Origin of the sequence: Flavobacterium sp. RNTU_13 (assembly GCF_046614455.1) — a bacterium.
Lineage (GTDB): Bacteria > Bacteroidota > Bacteroidia > Flavobacteriales > Flavobacteriaceae > Flavobacterium.
In genome coordinates this window covers 651,715-666,669 of record NZ_JBKJHB010000002.1, presented here as the reverse complement: position 1 = coordinate 666,669, position 14,955 = coordinate 651,715, and the positions used below count along the sequence as shown (strand labels likewise).

The window sequence follows — 14,955 nt, the reverse complement described above, 5'->3', positions numbered from 1 at the left end:
ACTAAAGGGATTTTATTTCGCTTATAGTTAAATCTAAAAGAAATTTAATATCTCCATTCGATAAGTCTTTATAAGTAATTGACTGTGCGTTGAAAGTGTCTATAGTGATGCAGTAGTCTTCAGAAATTTGAAAATTCTCTGAATAATTCTTTAAAAGAAATCTATATAACGCTTCGCAGAAAATTCCAAGTTCAATTTTTTTGAATCCATCGACTTGAGGAACCAGCCAAAGAGCGCCTATCTCCTTTTTACCATTTCTTTCGAACGAAAAGACTATTGTCGGTTTGATATATAAAGGAATACCATCTACTACGAGAATTTTATGTTCTGTTTGAACTCCCTGACGCGCAATTTTTTCAGGTCTCAAATTATATAATTCAAAATCCTTAAAATTTACCAATATATCTCTATTGCGTTTATACATTGAAAACGTTGTACTTTTTAAAGCAGGATTAAGCATTTTCGCTTCAAGCTCGGCAATTTTTGGGTCATAAAATTCATCACTTCTATTTTTAAAAACATTGTAAATGCAACTAGTGCTAAAAACCCAATAGTCTCGAGGTTCATCTTCTTCTCCTTCAATTTCGGATTTATCTTTTGGTAATCTCGTTTTAAGTTTAGTAACAAAATTTCTTTTGTATCTCTCAGATGTTTTACGTCGAAAATCAACCAGTTCATTAATTTTAATTTTCTCCATATTCAATGCGGTTAATGGTTTTACTTTTAATGTGTTACCTTCAAAATTAAGTAAAAATATCTGCTTCAACAAAACCTTCCGGCGCACCGTTAGGATTTGTTTTTATTACTGTGGCAAGAGCATGCTCTGGCATGCACTTTTAAAAACTAACTTTCCTCAAAAGACACTTCTACTTCAAGAAGATTATTTCCCACCACGAAACGGTAAAAAAGGCAGCTAAGTTAGCGTGCGCCGCAGGCTGCGCGCGCATAATGGAACTGTTCGCTTACTCACAGTCCCACCCTTCGGGACTTATAGCGCTCCGCATGCTTACCGCCCGCTGTTAGCTGGCTTTCTTTTTTTCCGTTTTTTCTTTGTGGAAAACATTTGTTTTTTATGGCGGAAGGCGGCTAAAAAAGAAAGTAACAACACTTTAATTTTTGTCAAATCCTTTAAAAGTAAATGTTATGGGACACAATCTGAATTTCAACGTGACAACAGGCCGTTATTCTTTTTTCAGCGTGAAGGAAATAGCCTGGCACAATCTGGGGCAAATCGTAACCGACTACACCACAAGCGCAGAAGCCTTTAAACACGCAGGGCTGGATTATGAGGTGGTTAAATCGCCACTATACACTATAGGTAATGATTTAATACAAGCTGGTCAGGATTTAGAAACTGCCGATACCCAATTAACCGTACCGAATTACTTTGCCAATGTCCGCAACGATAACAATACGGTACTGGGGGTGGTCGGTAAAGATTACCACATTGTACAGAACCGTGATGCCTTCAGTTTCTTTGATGCTATTGTAGGCGGCGAGGATGGAATTTTATACGAGACCGCAGGAGCTTTGGGCAATGGCGAACGCATATTTATAACTGCCAAACTGCCCGGTTATATCCGTGTAGGCAATGGCGATGACGTAACCGAAAAATATTTGTTCCTCACAACTTCGCACGACGGCAGCGGAAGCATTACGGCAGCCTTTACACCCATACGTATTGTATGCCGCAATACCCTGAACGCCTCACTGAAAAACATGACCAATGTAGTACGGATAAAACACACCTCGGGAGCAAAACAACGCCTTGAAGATGCCCACAAAGTTATGGGGCTGGCAAACACCCTGAGCCACCAGCTTGAAAGTATCTTTAACGAATGGTCAACCATCAGGGTAAAAAATGAAGAGGTTAAGAAGCTTATACAGCTGGCACTTTGCCCCAACAAAGAAACCTTTGACCTGCTTAAAAAAGGGGCATACGATGAACTGTCTACCAACTTCAAAAATATGGTAGAAGATGCCTTTGCCTATGCTATGGTAAACGATACCCAACAGATGGACACGACAAAGGGTACTTTGTTTGGTGCTTACAATGCCGTTACAGGCTACTATCAAAACGTAAGGAACTACAAAGACGACGAAGCAAAACTACAAAGTATTGTAATGGGCGGCACGGCACAAAACAGGGCACAAAAAGCCTTTGAACTGTGCAGCGGATTTGCCAAAAACGACAGCGGAATTTTCCTGATGAATTAGTAAAAAAACAATCTATTTCAAATCAGAAGACCAATACAAGGACAGGCCAAAAACCTGTCCTTTTCATTTACTATCCTAGTCGAAATTCAGCGGGGATTGCAATCCTCATTGATGCGTTTTAACTTTATAGAACATAAAAGCACCTGCCGGAGGTTGCCTTGTCTGCGGCAACGGCAAGATGTCCCGTTGTCGGACAACGGTCTATCTTGCGCCCTTACTCCGAAGTCGTGGGCGGTGGACTGCTACAATGTTTACAAAGCTGAAATGATAATGAAGAGGATACTATGGAGACTGAAAACAACAACCGCAAGAAGCGTATCTATGTGCGCCTGACGGACAAGGAATTTACTACACTTGAAAACCACCTAAAAAACACTACCTGCAACAAGCTGAGCGACTATGTAAGACGCTGCCTTTTTGATAAGCCCATCACGACCATTACAAGGGATGCTGCCACCGATGATTTGATTGTCAAAATGAGCCAGATGAACTTCGAGTTAAATGCAATCGGCAGCAATTTTAACCAGCTGGTGAAAAGGATAAATGCATCGTTTCAAGACACCCGTTTTTCTGAAACATTAGGGCTTATAACAATGCAGCGCGATGCTATCACAAGGAAGATGGAAGAAGTAAAAAATGAACTTCAAAAACTGGCAGAAAAATGGTTGCGGTGATCAAGACCGGGCATTCCATAAGAGGGATGCTCAACTACAACGAAAACAAGATTAAGGAAGGCAAAGCCCTATGCATCGGCCAGCACAATTACCCGCTGGATGCCGACAGACTATCCTATGCCATGAAATTAAACCTGATGCAACGCCAGGTGCAACTCAATGAAAATGTAAAACGCAACACCGTTCACATCTCCCTGAACTTTGACCCAAGCGAAGCGAACCTGCCAAAGGAAAAACTATTGGAAATAGCGGAAATGTACATGAATAAAATCGGCTTCGGGCAGCAGCCCTATTTAATCTACCAGCACCATGATGCAGGGCATCCTCATCTGCACATCACCACCATCAACGTCCAGGCTAACGGTAAGCGTATTGCTATGAACAATATCGGCAGGGATAAGTCAGAACCGGCGCGTAAGGAAATCGAACAGAGTTTTAACCTTGTAAAAGCTGAAGATCATAAAAAGATTTTCTACCGTCCCGAACCAGTATCGACAAGAGTCCAATACGGCAAAGCAGAAACTAAAAAAGCTATTGAGAGTACTTTAATGTATGTGATAAACAATTACCGCTACACCAGCCTTCCGGAATTGAATGCCGTACTAAAACTGTATAATATTACCGCTGATAAAGGGACGGAGAATTCAAGGCTTGCCAAACATAACGGACTACTATATCACGCACTGGATGCTAAGGGAAATCCGGTTGGTGTGCCGATTAAAGCAAGCAGGCTATATAGTTATCCCACATTGAAAGGGCTTGAAACGCTATTTAAGCGTAATGAAACTGTACGCTCAGATTATAAAATCCATATAAAGAGAGCTATTGACCAGGCATTTTTCAGGTCAAATATTATTATGCTGCCACAACTTATAAAAGCAATTGAAAAAGAAGGTATTGAAACGGTAATCCGCAAAAATGCGGAAGGGCTAGTTTATGGTATAACATTCGTAGACCATAAGAATCATTGTGTCTTTAACGGCAGCAGTATTGGCAAAGAATATAGCGCAAAAGGGCTTCACAATAAGTGCGATTCAAACCAAATTAAAATGACTGCTGAAGGCGAAAAAGTTGCCTTGTCAAAACAGGAACTAATTGAAATTCTTGAAGAAAATAAAGGTCTGATTCATTTTAATGAATTGCCTAAGTTTATGGATTTACTAATGAAGGCTGAAAATGATTACGAGTATGTTACTAAGGAGTTTAAAAGTCGGAGAAAAAAAAGAGGGCTAAGAAGTTAATCATCGATTTAATTGTATCAATATACCCATTACTAGGTATTTAGTATAAAAATAAATCAGGTATTTTTACTTGCTCTAATTGTTATCTCCTAACTTATCTTCAAGAAAAAATCCTATGCCTATATATTTTACTCCAGAAGGCCGGCTCATAGCTTGGTATAACCAAAAAAGTATAAGAAAATACAGACCTGTAATCTCTGCTGAATTGATCTCTAAATTTGGGAAAGGGCCATATACAGAAACTCAAGTAACTGAGATTCTATTCCATACTTTAGACTGGTATCAAAATAGATTTTTGAAGATTCTGGAAAGTGAAATTGAATTAACATTCTATCAATCATTATTCCTTCTTCATGAGTTTTCATGTCTTTTTCATCAGGAGCATCCTAATGTGTCACCTATAAAAGAGCTTGATAATAAGCAGTTTGCGGTTTATAGGAGAGTTCTTAAGCTATGTTTGGAACAGGGATGCGATATCAATATGATAAATGGATTGCCAGCTTCGCAAGAGTATTTAAAAAGCAAGGAAGATACTATTGACGATCTTCTATATCTTGGAGATTTTATATTTGCTTGTTCTAATTTGTTGGCAGAACAAACTCTTATTGAGGATTGTGTAGATTTACGATTTACGGATGCAGGTGAGTTTTATTTCGATCACAAGCATCATTATGGTTATTTAATTAGTGAATTGTTAAAATCTTTTAAAGGACACTTAGATTTTGCTGTAACAGGTAATAATGATTTACATGACTTTACCGAAGCGGTTAAACAATGTCTTGGCGTTGAATATGGAGCAGCTATTGGAACTATACAAGCTATTCATGAACATTTTGAGGGAGGTAAGTTCACCCTTGACGAGTGGTCCATTTATCCCGAAAATCTAGAGCATTTGTATGGTATACCATATGAGAAAGGAGAGGTTTTTTTTAAAGGACTTACCTTATCAAAAGATAATAAGATGTCTTTACAAGATGCTGTTTATAAACCGCATAATATAAATAAATATCTATATCGTCCTTTTCTGGTATATAACGTAGATGGGAAAGACTTAACTTTCGTTGGTGACAAATCTTTTGTAGAAAGTATTATGTCTCTTACAACAAATGCTATTGGTTGGGGAAAATACCCTGAGGAATGGAAAAATCCATGTTTTCAGCAATATGTAAAAGGAAAAGTTTCAAGTAATGACAAAATTTTAGAAGATAAAGCTGAGACTATAATTAAAAATAATAATCTAATTTATGATAGAAATTTAAAGAATCTCAAGCGATGGAATGGACAACACATAAATATTGATAATGATAAATGTGGCGAAATAGATTTTCTGTTTATTCATAACAATCGTGTTTATATTGCTGACAGCAAGCATCAAATAGCGAGGTATGATATGAATAATTTTAAAAATGATTATGCATATTTTGAAACAAATAAGAATTCATATAATAAAAAAATTAAACGTAAGATTGAATTTTTATCTACAATTATTCAAGCTGTAGAAGAACATTTTCAGGTCATCCAAAATGATAAGAACTTTAAAATTAGTCCGGAGTCCGTGGAGGGAATATTTATAGTAAATACGCCAACTTTTATAATGTTCAATAATGAATACAGAATTTATACTTTAAAATCTTTAGACGAATTTGTCAAAAATGAGTTTATTGATCAGACCTACACTCTATTTATTGAGGAAGACTATTATGACAAAATGTTGAACATTAGTTATCCGTATTTTAAAAAACCGACTTATCGGGTTATTAATGTTGATGATTATTATGACGATCAAGAAGATTGAATATTTTAGAGTTTTGATGAACATCTTACCCTACTAATTATGGAGAATGTATATTTTAATGGAATTCAAAATGAAATTATTGCATGTATTAACAGAGTACAAGTAGAGCTAAAGATAGCAGTTGCTTGGTTCACGAATGATAAGATATTTGAAACATTGCTTGTAAAGCTTGAAGAAGGGGTAAATGTTACAATTGTAATCATTGATGACTTTATAAATAATGGTGACTACGGATTAGACTTTCAAAAATTTATTGTTAAAGGGGGAAAATTATTTTACGGGAAGGAGGAAAACCCAATGCATCATAAATTTTGTATCATTGATAATAGCATCCTTCTAACAGGATCTTACAACTGGACCTATTTTGCTGAGTATAAAAACCATGAGAACATGGTTAAATTTGAATCTAATCAGGAAATCATTAAATCTTATGTGATTGAATTTAACAAGCTAATCGAATCATTGCCTGAAATTAAAACCGCAAATAAGATTTTGTTTGAGGAGATTGAAGTGAAAGATATATTCTCAATTAAGAGATACCTCGCGATGGATATTTTTTATTATGCAAAGCACAATTCAAAGATGGAGCTATTGGAGGCAGCAAAAAATATCTCACTGGACAATCAAATACTTTTACAAGAATATAAGTCAATTAAAAAAATGCAAATTGTCGAAAATTCAGCACTACAAAACACTTCTTCTAAAGCAACTGTAAAGTTAATTATACCTCAAAAAACGCTTAAGTATTCAATCGGAATTAAATGTAGACTTGAAGGAATTGACGGTAGGTTTTCCACTATTGTAGCTAAGGGCGAAAATATTCCTTGTAGCATGTCGCATGTTTACCATACCGTCGCAGACAATCAAATGCAGATGTCGATTGAAACTTTTAAGGGAGAGAATGATATAGCAGAGAAAAATGTACGGTTAGGGAAGTTTTTAGTTAGTGATTTGCCTAAAAAACCCGCCGGAGAAGCCAGTGTTAAAGTGACGATACAAATTAGAAACGATGGTAGTCTAATTGTGAAAGCGACCAGCATGGATACTGGAAATGAAATGGAAGCTAATTATTATGATAGTACATTAATGTAATAAATGATCTAGATTATGAGTGAATTTACTTTTAATAAGGTTTATGTTATAGAATCTCTCGACGATAACGAGAGGCATACAGGGACGGAGCTTTACAATGATTTATTGAGGTGGAAAGAATTTCAAATAGCCGATTTTAAGGCAGATCTTGTATTAATAAAAACTAAGGAAGAATTTCATGAGCAACTAAGCAAAATAAATGACGAGTGTGCCAATAATGGGTTTTATCCTATAATTCATTTTGAAATTCACGGAAGTAAAGACCAAAATGGCCTTGTGCTTAAATCAGGAGAGTTGGTTACTTGGGAGGATTTATCTGATGAATTACGGTTAATAAACACTACTATTGGAAATAATCTATTTGTTACTTTAGCAGTTTGCTATGGAGCGTTCTTAATGAGAATGATAAAATTGAGTGAGCCATCGCCGTTTTGGGGCATCTTAGGGTCTTTCGATGAGATTAATTTATCGGATATTTTGATTCGGTATAATGAATTTTACAATGATTTCCTTCGTGATTTTGATTTAAATAAGGCAATAGATAGACTTCATAATTCAAACAATGAAATACTATCAACATATAATTTCATAAATTCAGAACAAACTTTTATACAGGCCCAACAAAAATATTTTTTGGAAAAGTTTAGTGAAGACGAAATTGAGAATAGATTCAAAAATGGTCTTGAACAGGAAGGAATTGAAATAAAGAGCGAAAAGTTGTACAATGAATTGAGAAATAAATTCAAAGAAAAATTACTTAACTCCCGTGAAGATTATTTCTACAAACATAGAGAGAAATTTTTTATGTTAGACAAATTTACGGAGAATAGGAATAGATTTATGGTGACATTTGATGATGTTCAACCTGAGTAATTTACTCATCAAGGGTATTTTAATTGGGAAACTATTTTGCCCGAATGTAAAGAAAAGAAGTAATTTGATAAATGAAAGTTCGAAACAAACTAGACTGGAAACAATATGAATTCATCACAAAGTATATATATGAAACCTTAGGTCAAGGTTACAATATCAATATTGAAGGGTATGGCAACGATTGTAAAATCATGGGATATTCAGGAGTACCGCATCAGGTTGATGTCTTAACTTCAGAAACGGATCAAACAGGCACATTTCGAACTGCTATAGAATGTAAATATTGGGATAGGAAGGTCAACAAAGATATTGTGATGAAGCTTTTGGCTATTATTAACGATACCGATATACAACGCGGAATTATAGTTTCAAAAAGTGGCTACACGCCCGATGCGCAGCAATTTGCTAAGCATCACAATATATTGATTGTCCAGTTAAGGGAAGCCGGAAAAGAATACCCCGAACAGCAACGAGAACTTCATCTTTTCGATTTAGGGATAAACATTGGAATAACCAGAAGGCGACCTATCGTAACAAATATTGTAGCTAAAGATATTGAGAATAAATCCATTACGTTACACAAGGAAGATCAGTACTACATTTTTTTAAAACACGCTAATGGGAAAATAACCAATCTGTTCGATGAAATAATGGTATTCAATAGATATTTGCAAGAACAAGAGCCGTCTGTGAGTGTGACCAAAGAATATTCTCATAATCAGTGCTTATTATACTTCCCTGCCAGTGTACACCAAATAAAAAGTATTACATACACGGGCTTCTTAACAGTGCAGGCTACAAAAGAGCGAAAGGAGTTTTCAATCGTTGACCGGGTTTGGCTACTAATGGAAAAGATTTTCGAACAACAGACATTTGTGGTTTCGGAGAGCGGAATAATCGTTGACACAACGGGTAAAGTATAATTAGTTTCCCTTATTTATTTGGTAGCTTTTCTGTTGAAAATAATAATTACCAGCATTATTAATTCCCAATTTTCTGTTAATGGATTGATGTAATAAATCCTTATTTTTACAGGAAATCAACTCCTTAATATATGAAGTTTAACGAAGATTCCCGGGTAAAAATCCCCGCTTTATTGCACTTGATGCGCCTGGGATACAAATATATCCCTCTTAACCAGCAAATTAGAGTTGAGGAAAACAATATCTTTCCCTCTATTTTCGTCCCTAAAATCGCCACTTTAAATAATATTTCCGAGCAAGATGCACAACGTTTGCTGGATGAAATTAACCTGGAGCTTGATTATGAAGATTTAGGAAAGAAATTTTACGAACGTTTGGTTGCCACATCTGGACTGAAACTCATTGACTTTGCAGACTTTTCCAATAATGAATTTCATATTACTACCGAATTAACCTGTAAAACCGGTGACGAAGAGTTCCGTCCTGATATTACGGTGCTGATTAACGGTATGCCTTTAGCTTTTATAGAAGTCAAAAAGCCGCACAATAAAGAAGGTGTTATTGCCGAGCGCAACCGTATCAATAAACGTTTTGCTAATAAACACTTCCGTCGGTTTGCGAACATTACCCAGTTGTTGGTTTTCTCAAATAATATGGAATATGAAGATGGGATTGTTGACCCAGTTTTTGGAGCATTTTACGCTACACCGTCTTACGAACAGGTGCATTTCAATTTTTTTAGGGAGGACGAAGATTATCCGGTAAAGCAAAAGTTGCTTCTAATTGATGAGAAAACTGAGATTGACCTGCTTAAGGATAACAACCTGATTGTTATTAAAAACAGCCCTGAGTACCTTACCAATAAGCAGGAACATACACCAACGAACCGTATCTTAACTTCTTTGTTTAGCAGAGAACGCCTGCAATTCGTAATGAAATATGCTATCGCGTATGTTCAGGAAGAAAACGACGGAAAAGTTACGCATCAAAAACACATCATGCGATACCCGCAGCTGTTTGCTACACAAGCTATTGAAGCCAAATTGAGAGGCGGTCAAAACAAAGGAATTATCTGGCATACCCAGGGTTCTGGTAAAACGGCATTGGCGTATTACAATGTAAAATACCTTACTGATTACTATGCTAAGAGACAGGTTATCCCTAAATTCTACTTTATCGTAGACCGTCTGGATTTGCTAATCCAAGCCTCAGGGGAGTTTAATAATCGAGGTTTGCGGGTAAAGCAAGTCAATTCAAAGGAAGAGTTTGTTAAAGATTTACAGATCGTTGGCGCGCTACATAACGACTTAGGGGAACCTGAAATCACGGTCGTAAACATTCAAAAGTTTTCTGAAGATGCCGTTTCTGCAAAGGATTTGATGTACGACATCAATGTGCAACGGGTTTATTTCTTAGATGAAGCACACCGAAGCTACAATCCTAAGGGGAGCTATCTGGGGCATTTGATTAATTCCGACCGTTCGGCTGTTATGATTGCGTTAACTGGTACGCCACTACTCAAAGAAGTCGCTAAAGACTACGATTCAAAATTGTTGTTTGGTAATTACATCCATAAGTATTACTACAACATGTCTATTGCCGATGGCTACACACTTCGCCTTATCCGTGAACAAATTGAAGGTAACTTCAAGATGGAAATGAAAGAGGTTATGGATCAAATTAAGGTGTTGCAGGGTGATATAAGTACGCGACAAATTTATGCGCACTCTAAGTTCGCGGCACCGCTCTTAGATTATATTACGAAAGACCTTATAAAATTCCGAAGAGACCTGCAAGATTCCTCCTTGGGCGGTATGGTAGTTTGCGATTCTGCCGACCAGGCTAAGGAGCTTTTCCGTTTGTTTCAGGAACAATATGGTGTACAGGAAACAGATGCCAGCCTTCTAATGGCAGCTGAACCCAAAGCCAAATACGGTTTGCATGATGAACCAACATTAACTGCTGCGTTGATTTTACATGATGAAAACGACAAGGCTACGCGAAAGGAATTGATTAAGGCGTACAAGAAAGCGAAAGTAGATATATTGTTTGTGTACAATATGTTGCTTACGGGCTTTGATGCCAAAAGGTTGAAGAAATTGTACCTGGCCCGTGTAATTCAGGATCACAACCTGTTGCAGACACTTACGCGTGTAAACCGCCCCTATAAAAAATACCAGTATGGTTACGTGGTGGACTTTGCGGATATCTCTAAAGCGTTTGACCGCACCAATAAACTGTATTTTGACGAGTTGCAGGAGCAATTGGGAGATGAAATGGAAATGTACTCCCACCTGTTTAAATCAGAGGAAGAAATTCAAAAGGAAATACAGGAAATTAAAGAAACCTTATTTCACTATGATACGCAAAACAAAGAGTTGTTTTCACAGCAGATAGAACAGCTTACCGATAAAAAAGAGCTACTTCGATTAATCAAGGCTTTGCGTACCGCCAAAGAGTTAAAGAACATCATTGCGCTAAATGGTTACGAAGCATTAGACGGCATTGCTGATTTTGATATATGGAACCGTTTGTTGTCCGAAGCTCAAAACCGCTTGGATAACCTTAATTTCTTAGAAAGTATTGGTAATGAAGAAGCTTCGGCTAATTTATTGAACACCGCTTTAGAGGATATTGTTTTTCAGTTTATTAAAGTAGACGAGAGCGAACTCGTTTTGGCTGACGAGTTTAAAAATATATTACGCAAAACAAGAGAATCCCTACAGCATAATTTTGACCAGATTGATCCGCAATTCGTAAGTTTGCGCGAAGAACTAGAACGTATTTTTAAGAAGAAAAATTTAAGTGAGGTTTCCCAAGCTGATATGGTTGAAAACATGCATTTACTGCAAAAGATTTATGACCGTGCCAAGGAACTTAACCGCAAAAATGCTTTGCTGAAAGCCAAATATGAGAACGACGATAAATATGCCCGGATTCATAAAAGGCTAAATGAAAAAAGGACACTTAATGCTAAAGAAATGCAATTGCATAAAGCGCTGATGCAGGTAAAGCACCAAGTAGATAGCAAATTGGAAGGCCAAGAGGATGTACTAAAGAATGAGGCCTTTTTTAAACGCTATTTACTGCAATTAGTAGTTCAGGAATTCAAGAAAAAAGAAAAGATTGAAATGGATCAAGAGATGAAAAATAGTGTTTCCGCTTTAATCGCTAACGAATATTTACAACAATATCAATACAGATAATATACATGACCCAAGACATTAACTTCATGACTAAAACCAGGGCACTTATTGACAACCTAAAAAGTGTCTGTGCCAACTATGGTTTGGGAAATGATGGAAACGAATTTAAAATCATTACGCAGGTATTCTTATATAAATTTTTAAATGATAAATTCAGGTATGCCGTAAAGCAGGAAATGCCTGTTTTGGACGGATCGGACAATTTCTCTGAAGCATTACGAAACCTAAGTGAAGACGATTACTCTGATTTAGTTGATTCGTTAGATCCTAATATACCGCGACTAAGGCCGGAGCACCTTATTTCTCATTTGTTTGTAAAGCAAAACGATGCTGACTTTGCAAAGACGTTTGATGATACCTTGCGCCAGATTTCGATAGAGAATGCCGATGTATTCTCCGTGAAATCCTTTACAGGAGCCAAAGACAGTTTGTTTGATGAGCTTACACAGTTTATTTCTGACTCTTCACAGCGCGATGCTTTTGCCAAAGCATTAATAAATAAACTATTTGAGTTTAGTTTTGAAGAGATGTTTGAGCAGAAATACGATTTTTTTGCTACGATTTTTGAATACCTGATTAAAGATTACAACACTGATAGTGGCGGAAAATATGCCGAGTATTATACCCCGCATGCGGTTGCTCGCATTATGGCGCAGATTATGGTTCCCGAGCCTGTAAAGAGTGTAAAAGTATATGATCCATCAGCGGGGTCGGGCACGCTATTGATGAGCATAGCCCACGAAATTGGTGAGGAGAATTGTACGATTTACTCAGAAGATATTTCGCAGAAATCGAGTAATATGCTGCGTCTGAATCTGGTATTGAACAACCTGACGCATTCTATACCAAATATTATTAAAACCAATACGATAGCACAACCGAGCTACTTAGATGAAGAGTTTGATTACATAGTTTCCAACCCGCCTTTTAAATTAGATTTCTCTGATTTTCGTGCTGACCTGGAAAAGGATGCTTTTAAAAAACGTTTTTTTGCCGGGATTCCAAACATCCCCAAAAGCAAAAAAGAGTCAATGGCAATTTATTTGCTCTTTATTCAACACATAATGTATTCGTTGAGTGATACCGGAAAGGCAGCTATTGTAGTACCCACTGGTTTTATAACGGCTCAAAGTGGCATTGAAAAGAAAATACGTGAGCGGCTTGTTACCAACGGCTGGTTGCGTGGTGTGGTGAGTATGCCCAGTAATATTTTTGCCAGTACAGGTACTAACGTTTCAGTATTGTTTTTAGACAAAAAAGCCGATAGCGAACATATTGTACTGATGGATGCCTCTAAATTGGGGGAAACGGTAAAGGAAGGCAAAAACCAGCGTACGGTATTGACTCCTGCTGAGGAAAACCTCATAATTGAAACCTTTAATACCAAAGAGGTGGTAGCTGACCTTTCTGTAGTGGTTACCAAAGAACAAGTAATAGAAAAAAACTACAGTTTTAGTGCCGGGCAATATTTTGAGGTTAAAATTGAGTATATTGATATTACTGCTGAGGAATTTACCGAGAAAATGGACAATTTTCAAAACCGCCTCCAAAAACTATTTACAGAAGGCAATGTCTTAGACAAAAAAATTCAGCAACAATTAAAGAGTTTGAAGTATGAAAATTAATATAGGAAGGGATTTATACTTAAAAGGAAGAATTGGTTGGAAAGGATTATCAAAGGATGAATATTTAGATGAGGGTAAATATAGAATAATTAACGGCTATTCTTTAAGGGAAGGATATATTGACTGGAGTATTGCGGGATATATCACAAAAGAACGTTATTTAGAGTCGCCAGAAATAATGTTGAAAAATGGAGATATATTGATTTCGAAGGACGGCACTATTGGCAAAGTGGGTATCGTTAAAAACTTAAATTGTCAAGCAACCGTAGCCTCTGGTATCTTTGTTTTAAGAAATATAGTTCCTGAAAAGTTGGATACAGAATACTTATTTCAGTATCTTAAAAGTAATAATTTTAAAAACTTCATTAATGGAGTAAAAGCGGAAGGTTCAACAATTAATCATTTGTATCAAAGAGATTTGATTAAGTTAGAAATAGAAGTTCCAAGTGTTATTTACCAACGCAAAATCACTTCAATTTTATTGGCCTTGGATAACAAAATCGAGCTAAACAATAAAATGAATGATGAGTTAGAGTCTATTGCCAAAACGCTGTATGATTATTGGTTTGTACAGTTTGATTTTCCTGATGCCAATGGGAAGCCTTACAAATCATCAGGAGGTAAAATGGTTTGGAATGAGACTTTGAAGAGGGAGATTCCTGAGGGGTGGGAAGTGAAAAAATTGAGTTCACTTGTCGAAGTTAAAGATGGCACGCATGATTCTCCAAAATATATCTCAGATGAAGGGTATCCATTAATAACATCCAAAAATTTAAAGAAAACCGGAATTGATTTTACTGAAACTAATAGAATTTCAAAGTTCGATTTTGACCTTATAAATCAACGAAGTAAAGTTGATACTGGAGATATTCTTTTTTCAATGATTGGAAATATTGGTACAGTTTACAAAATTGAGGAAGAAATTATAAATTTTGCAATAAAAAATGTAGCTCTATTTAAAACATCATCTAATCCAGTTATAAAAAACTATTTATTTCAATATCTTCATGGTTATGACATGCAAAGGTATGTTCCTAATGTCATATCAGGTAGCATACAGAAATTTATTGCTTTGGGTTCGCTTAGAAACACTCCAATTTTATTTAAAAAGGCAATTATAGAGGAATTTAATAATATCAGTTTTTCAATATACAGTAAATTAAAAAATAACCTGAGACAAAACCAAGAACTTGCTCAATTGCGAGATTGGTTATTGCCTATGTTGATGAATGGGCAAATTACTGTGGGCGAGGCTGAGGTGAAAATAGGTATGGTGGCTGAAGAGGGTGTGGAATATAAAAAGCGTTAA

General features: G+C 36.4%; 11 protein-coding genes. 10 read left to right on the top strand and 1 reads right to left on the bottom strand.

Annotated features, from left to right (window positions below; translation table 11 throughout):
• Window position 1 precedes the first annotated feature (1 nt).
• Complete coding sequence (locus tag ACLI08_RS07970; protein WP_411427942.1) at window positions 2-697, bottom strand: hypothetical protein; 696 nt, start codon at window positions 695-697, stop codon at window positions 2-4.
• A 446-nt stretch (window positions 698-1,143) separates the two neighbouring features.
• On the opposite strand from ACLI08_RS07970, the gene ACLI08_RS07965 reads away from it, so the two are divergent.
• The 10 genes from ACLI08_RS07965 (at window position 1,144) to ACLI08_RS07920 (ending at window position 14,955) form a co-directional block, all read left to right on the top strand.
• Window positions 1,144-2,217: a DUF932 domain-containing protein gene (locus ACLI08_RS07965; RefSeq protein ID WP_411427941.1), complete on the top strand. Its 1,074-nt coding sequence runs from the start codon at window positions 1,144-1,146 to the stop codon at window positions 2,215-2,217.
• Between the two features lie 284 nt (window positions 2,218-2,501).
• Window positions 2,502-2,891, top strand: coding sequence for a plasmid mobilization protein (locus ACLI08_RS07960; RefSeq protein WP_411427940.1), 390 nt, complete (start codon window positions 2,502-2,504; stop codon window positions 2,889-2,891).
• Window positions 2,879-4,132, top strand: coding sequence for a relaxase/mobilization nuclease domain-containing protein (locus ACLI08_RS07955; RefSeq protein WP_411427939.1), 1,254 nt, complete (start codon window positions 2,879-2,881; stop codon window positions 4,130-4,132). The genes ACLI08_RS07960 and ACLI08_RS07955 overlap by 13 nt, the downstream gene beginning before the upstream one ends.
• A gap of 115 nt (window positions 4,133-4,247) precedes the next feature.
• On the top strand, window positions 4,248-5,927 hold the full coding sequence (locus ACLI08_RS07950; RefSeq protein WP_411427938.1) for a hypothetical protein: 1,680 nt from the start codon (window positions 4,248-4,250) through the stop codon (window positions 5,925-5,927).
• Window positions 5,928-5,966: 39 nt separating this feature from the next.
• Window positions 5,967-7,019, top strand: a complete 1,053-nt coding sequence (locus tag ACLI08_RS07945; protein WP_411427937.1) for a phospholipase D-like domain-containing protein — start codon at window positions 5,967-5,969, stop codon at window positions 7,017-7,019.
• Between the two features lie 15 nt (window positions 7,020-7,034).
• A complete protein-coding gene (locus ACLI08_RS07940; protein ID WP_411427936.1) occupies window positions 7,035-7,892 on the top strand; it encodes a hypothetical protein in 858 nt (285 codons plus the stop codon).
• Window positions 7,893-7,963: 71 nt separating this feature from the next.
• Entirely contained in the window at window positions 7,964-8,815 is an 852-nt protein-coding gene (locus tag ACLI08_RS07935; protein ID WP_411427935.1) for a restriction endonuclease, read from the top strand.
• A gap of 131 nt (window positions 8,816-8,946) precedes the next feature.
• Window positions 8,947-12,021, top strand: coding sequence for a type I restriction endonuclease (locus ACLI08_RS07930; protein WP_411427934.1), 3,075 nt, complete (start codon window positions 8,947-8,949; stop codon window positions 12,019-12,021).
• 5 nt (window positions 12,022-12,026) lie between these two features.
• Complete coding sequence (locus tag ACLI08_RS07925) at window positions 12,027-13,646, top strand: class I SAM-dependent DNA methyltransferase (protein WP_411427933.1); 1,620 nt, start codon at window positions 12,027-12,029, stop codon at window positions 13,644-13,646.
• Window positions 13,636-14,955, top strand: coding sequence for a restriction endonuclease subunit S (locus ACLI08_RS07920; RefSeq protein ID WP_411427932.1), 1,320 nt, complete (start codon window positions 13,636-13,638; stop codon window positions 14,953-14,955). Before ACLI08_RS07925 ends, ACLI08_RS07920 begins: the two co-directional genes overlap by 11 nt.

Excerpts from the sequence above, each read along its gene's own strand:
- ACLI08_RS07935 (WP_411427935.1), top strand. The coding sequence starts at position 7,964 with ATGAAAGTTCGAAACAAACTAGACTGGAAACAATATGAATTCATCACA.
- ACLI08_RS07940 (WP_411427936.1), top strand. The coding sequence starts at position 7,035 with ATGAGTGAATTTACTTTTAATAAGGTTTATGTTATAGAATCTCTCGAC.
- ACLI08_RS07950 (WP_411427938.1), top strand. The coding sequence starts at position 4,248 with ATGCCTATATATTTTACTCCAGAAGGCCGGCTCATAGCTTGGTATAAC.
- ACLI08_RS07920 (WP_411427932.1), top strand. The coding sequence starts at position 13,636 with ATGAAAATTAATATAGGAAGGGATTTATACTTAAAAGGAAGAATTGGT.
- ACLI08_RS07960 (WP_411427940.1), top strand. The coding sequence starts at position 2,502 with ATGGAGACTGAAAACAACAACCGCAAGAAGCGTATCTATGTGCGCCTG.
- ACLI08_RS07955 (WP_411427939.1), top strand. The coding sequence starts at position 2,879 with ATGGTTGCGGTGATCAAGACCGGGCATTCCATAAGAGGGATGCTCAAC.
- ACLI08_RS07945 (WP_411427937.1), top strand. The coding sequence starts at position 5,967 with ATGGAGAATGTATATTTTAATGGAATTCAAAATGAAATTATTGCATGT.
- ACLI08_RS07925 (WP_411427933.1), top strand. The coding sequence starts at position 12,027 with ATGACCCAAGACATTAACTTCATGACTAAAACCAGGGCACTTATTGAC.
- ACLI08_RS07930 (WP_411427934.1), top strand. The coding sequence starts at position 8,947 with ATGAAGTTTAACGAAGATTCCCGGGTAAAAATCCCCGCTTTATTGCAC.
- ACLI08_RS07965 (WP_411427941.1), top strand. The coding sequence starts at position 1,144 with ATGGGACACAATCTGAATTTCAACGTGACAACAGGCCGTTATTCTTTT.
- ACLI08_RS07970 (WP_411427942.1), bottom strand. The coding sequence starts at position 697 with ATGGAGAAAATTAAAATTAATGAACTGGTTGATTTTCGACGTAAAACA.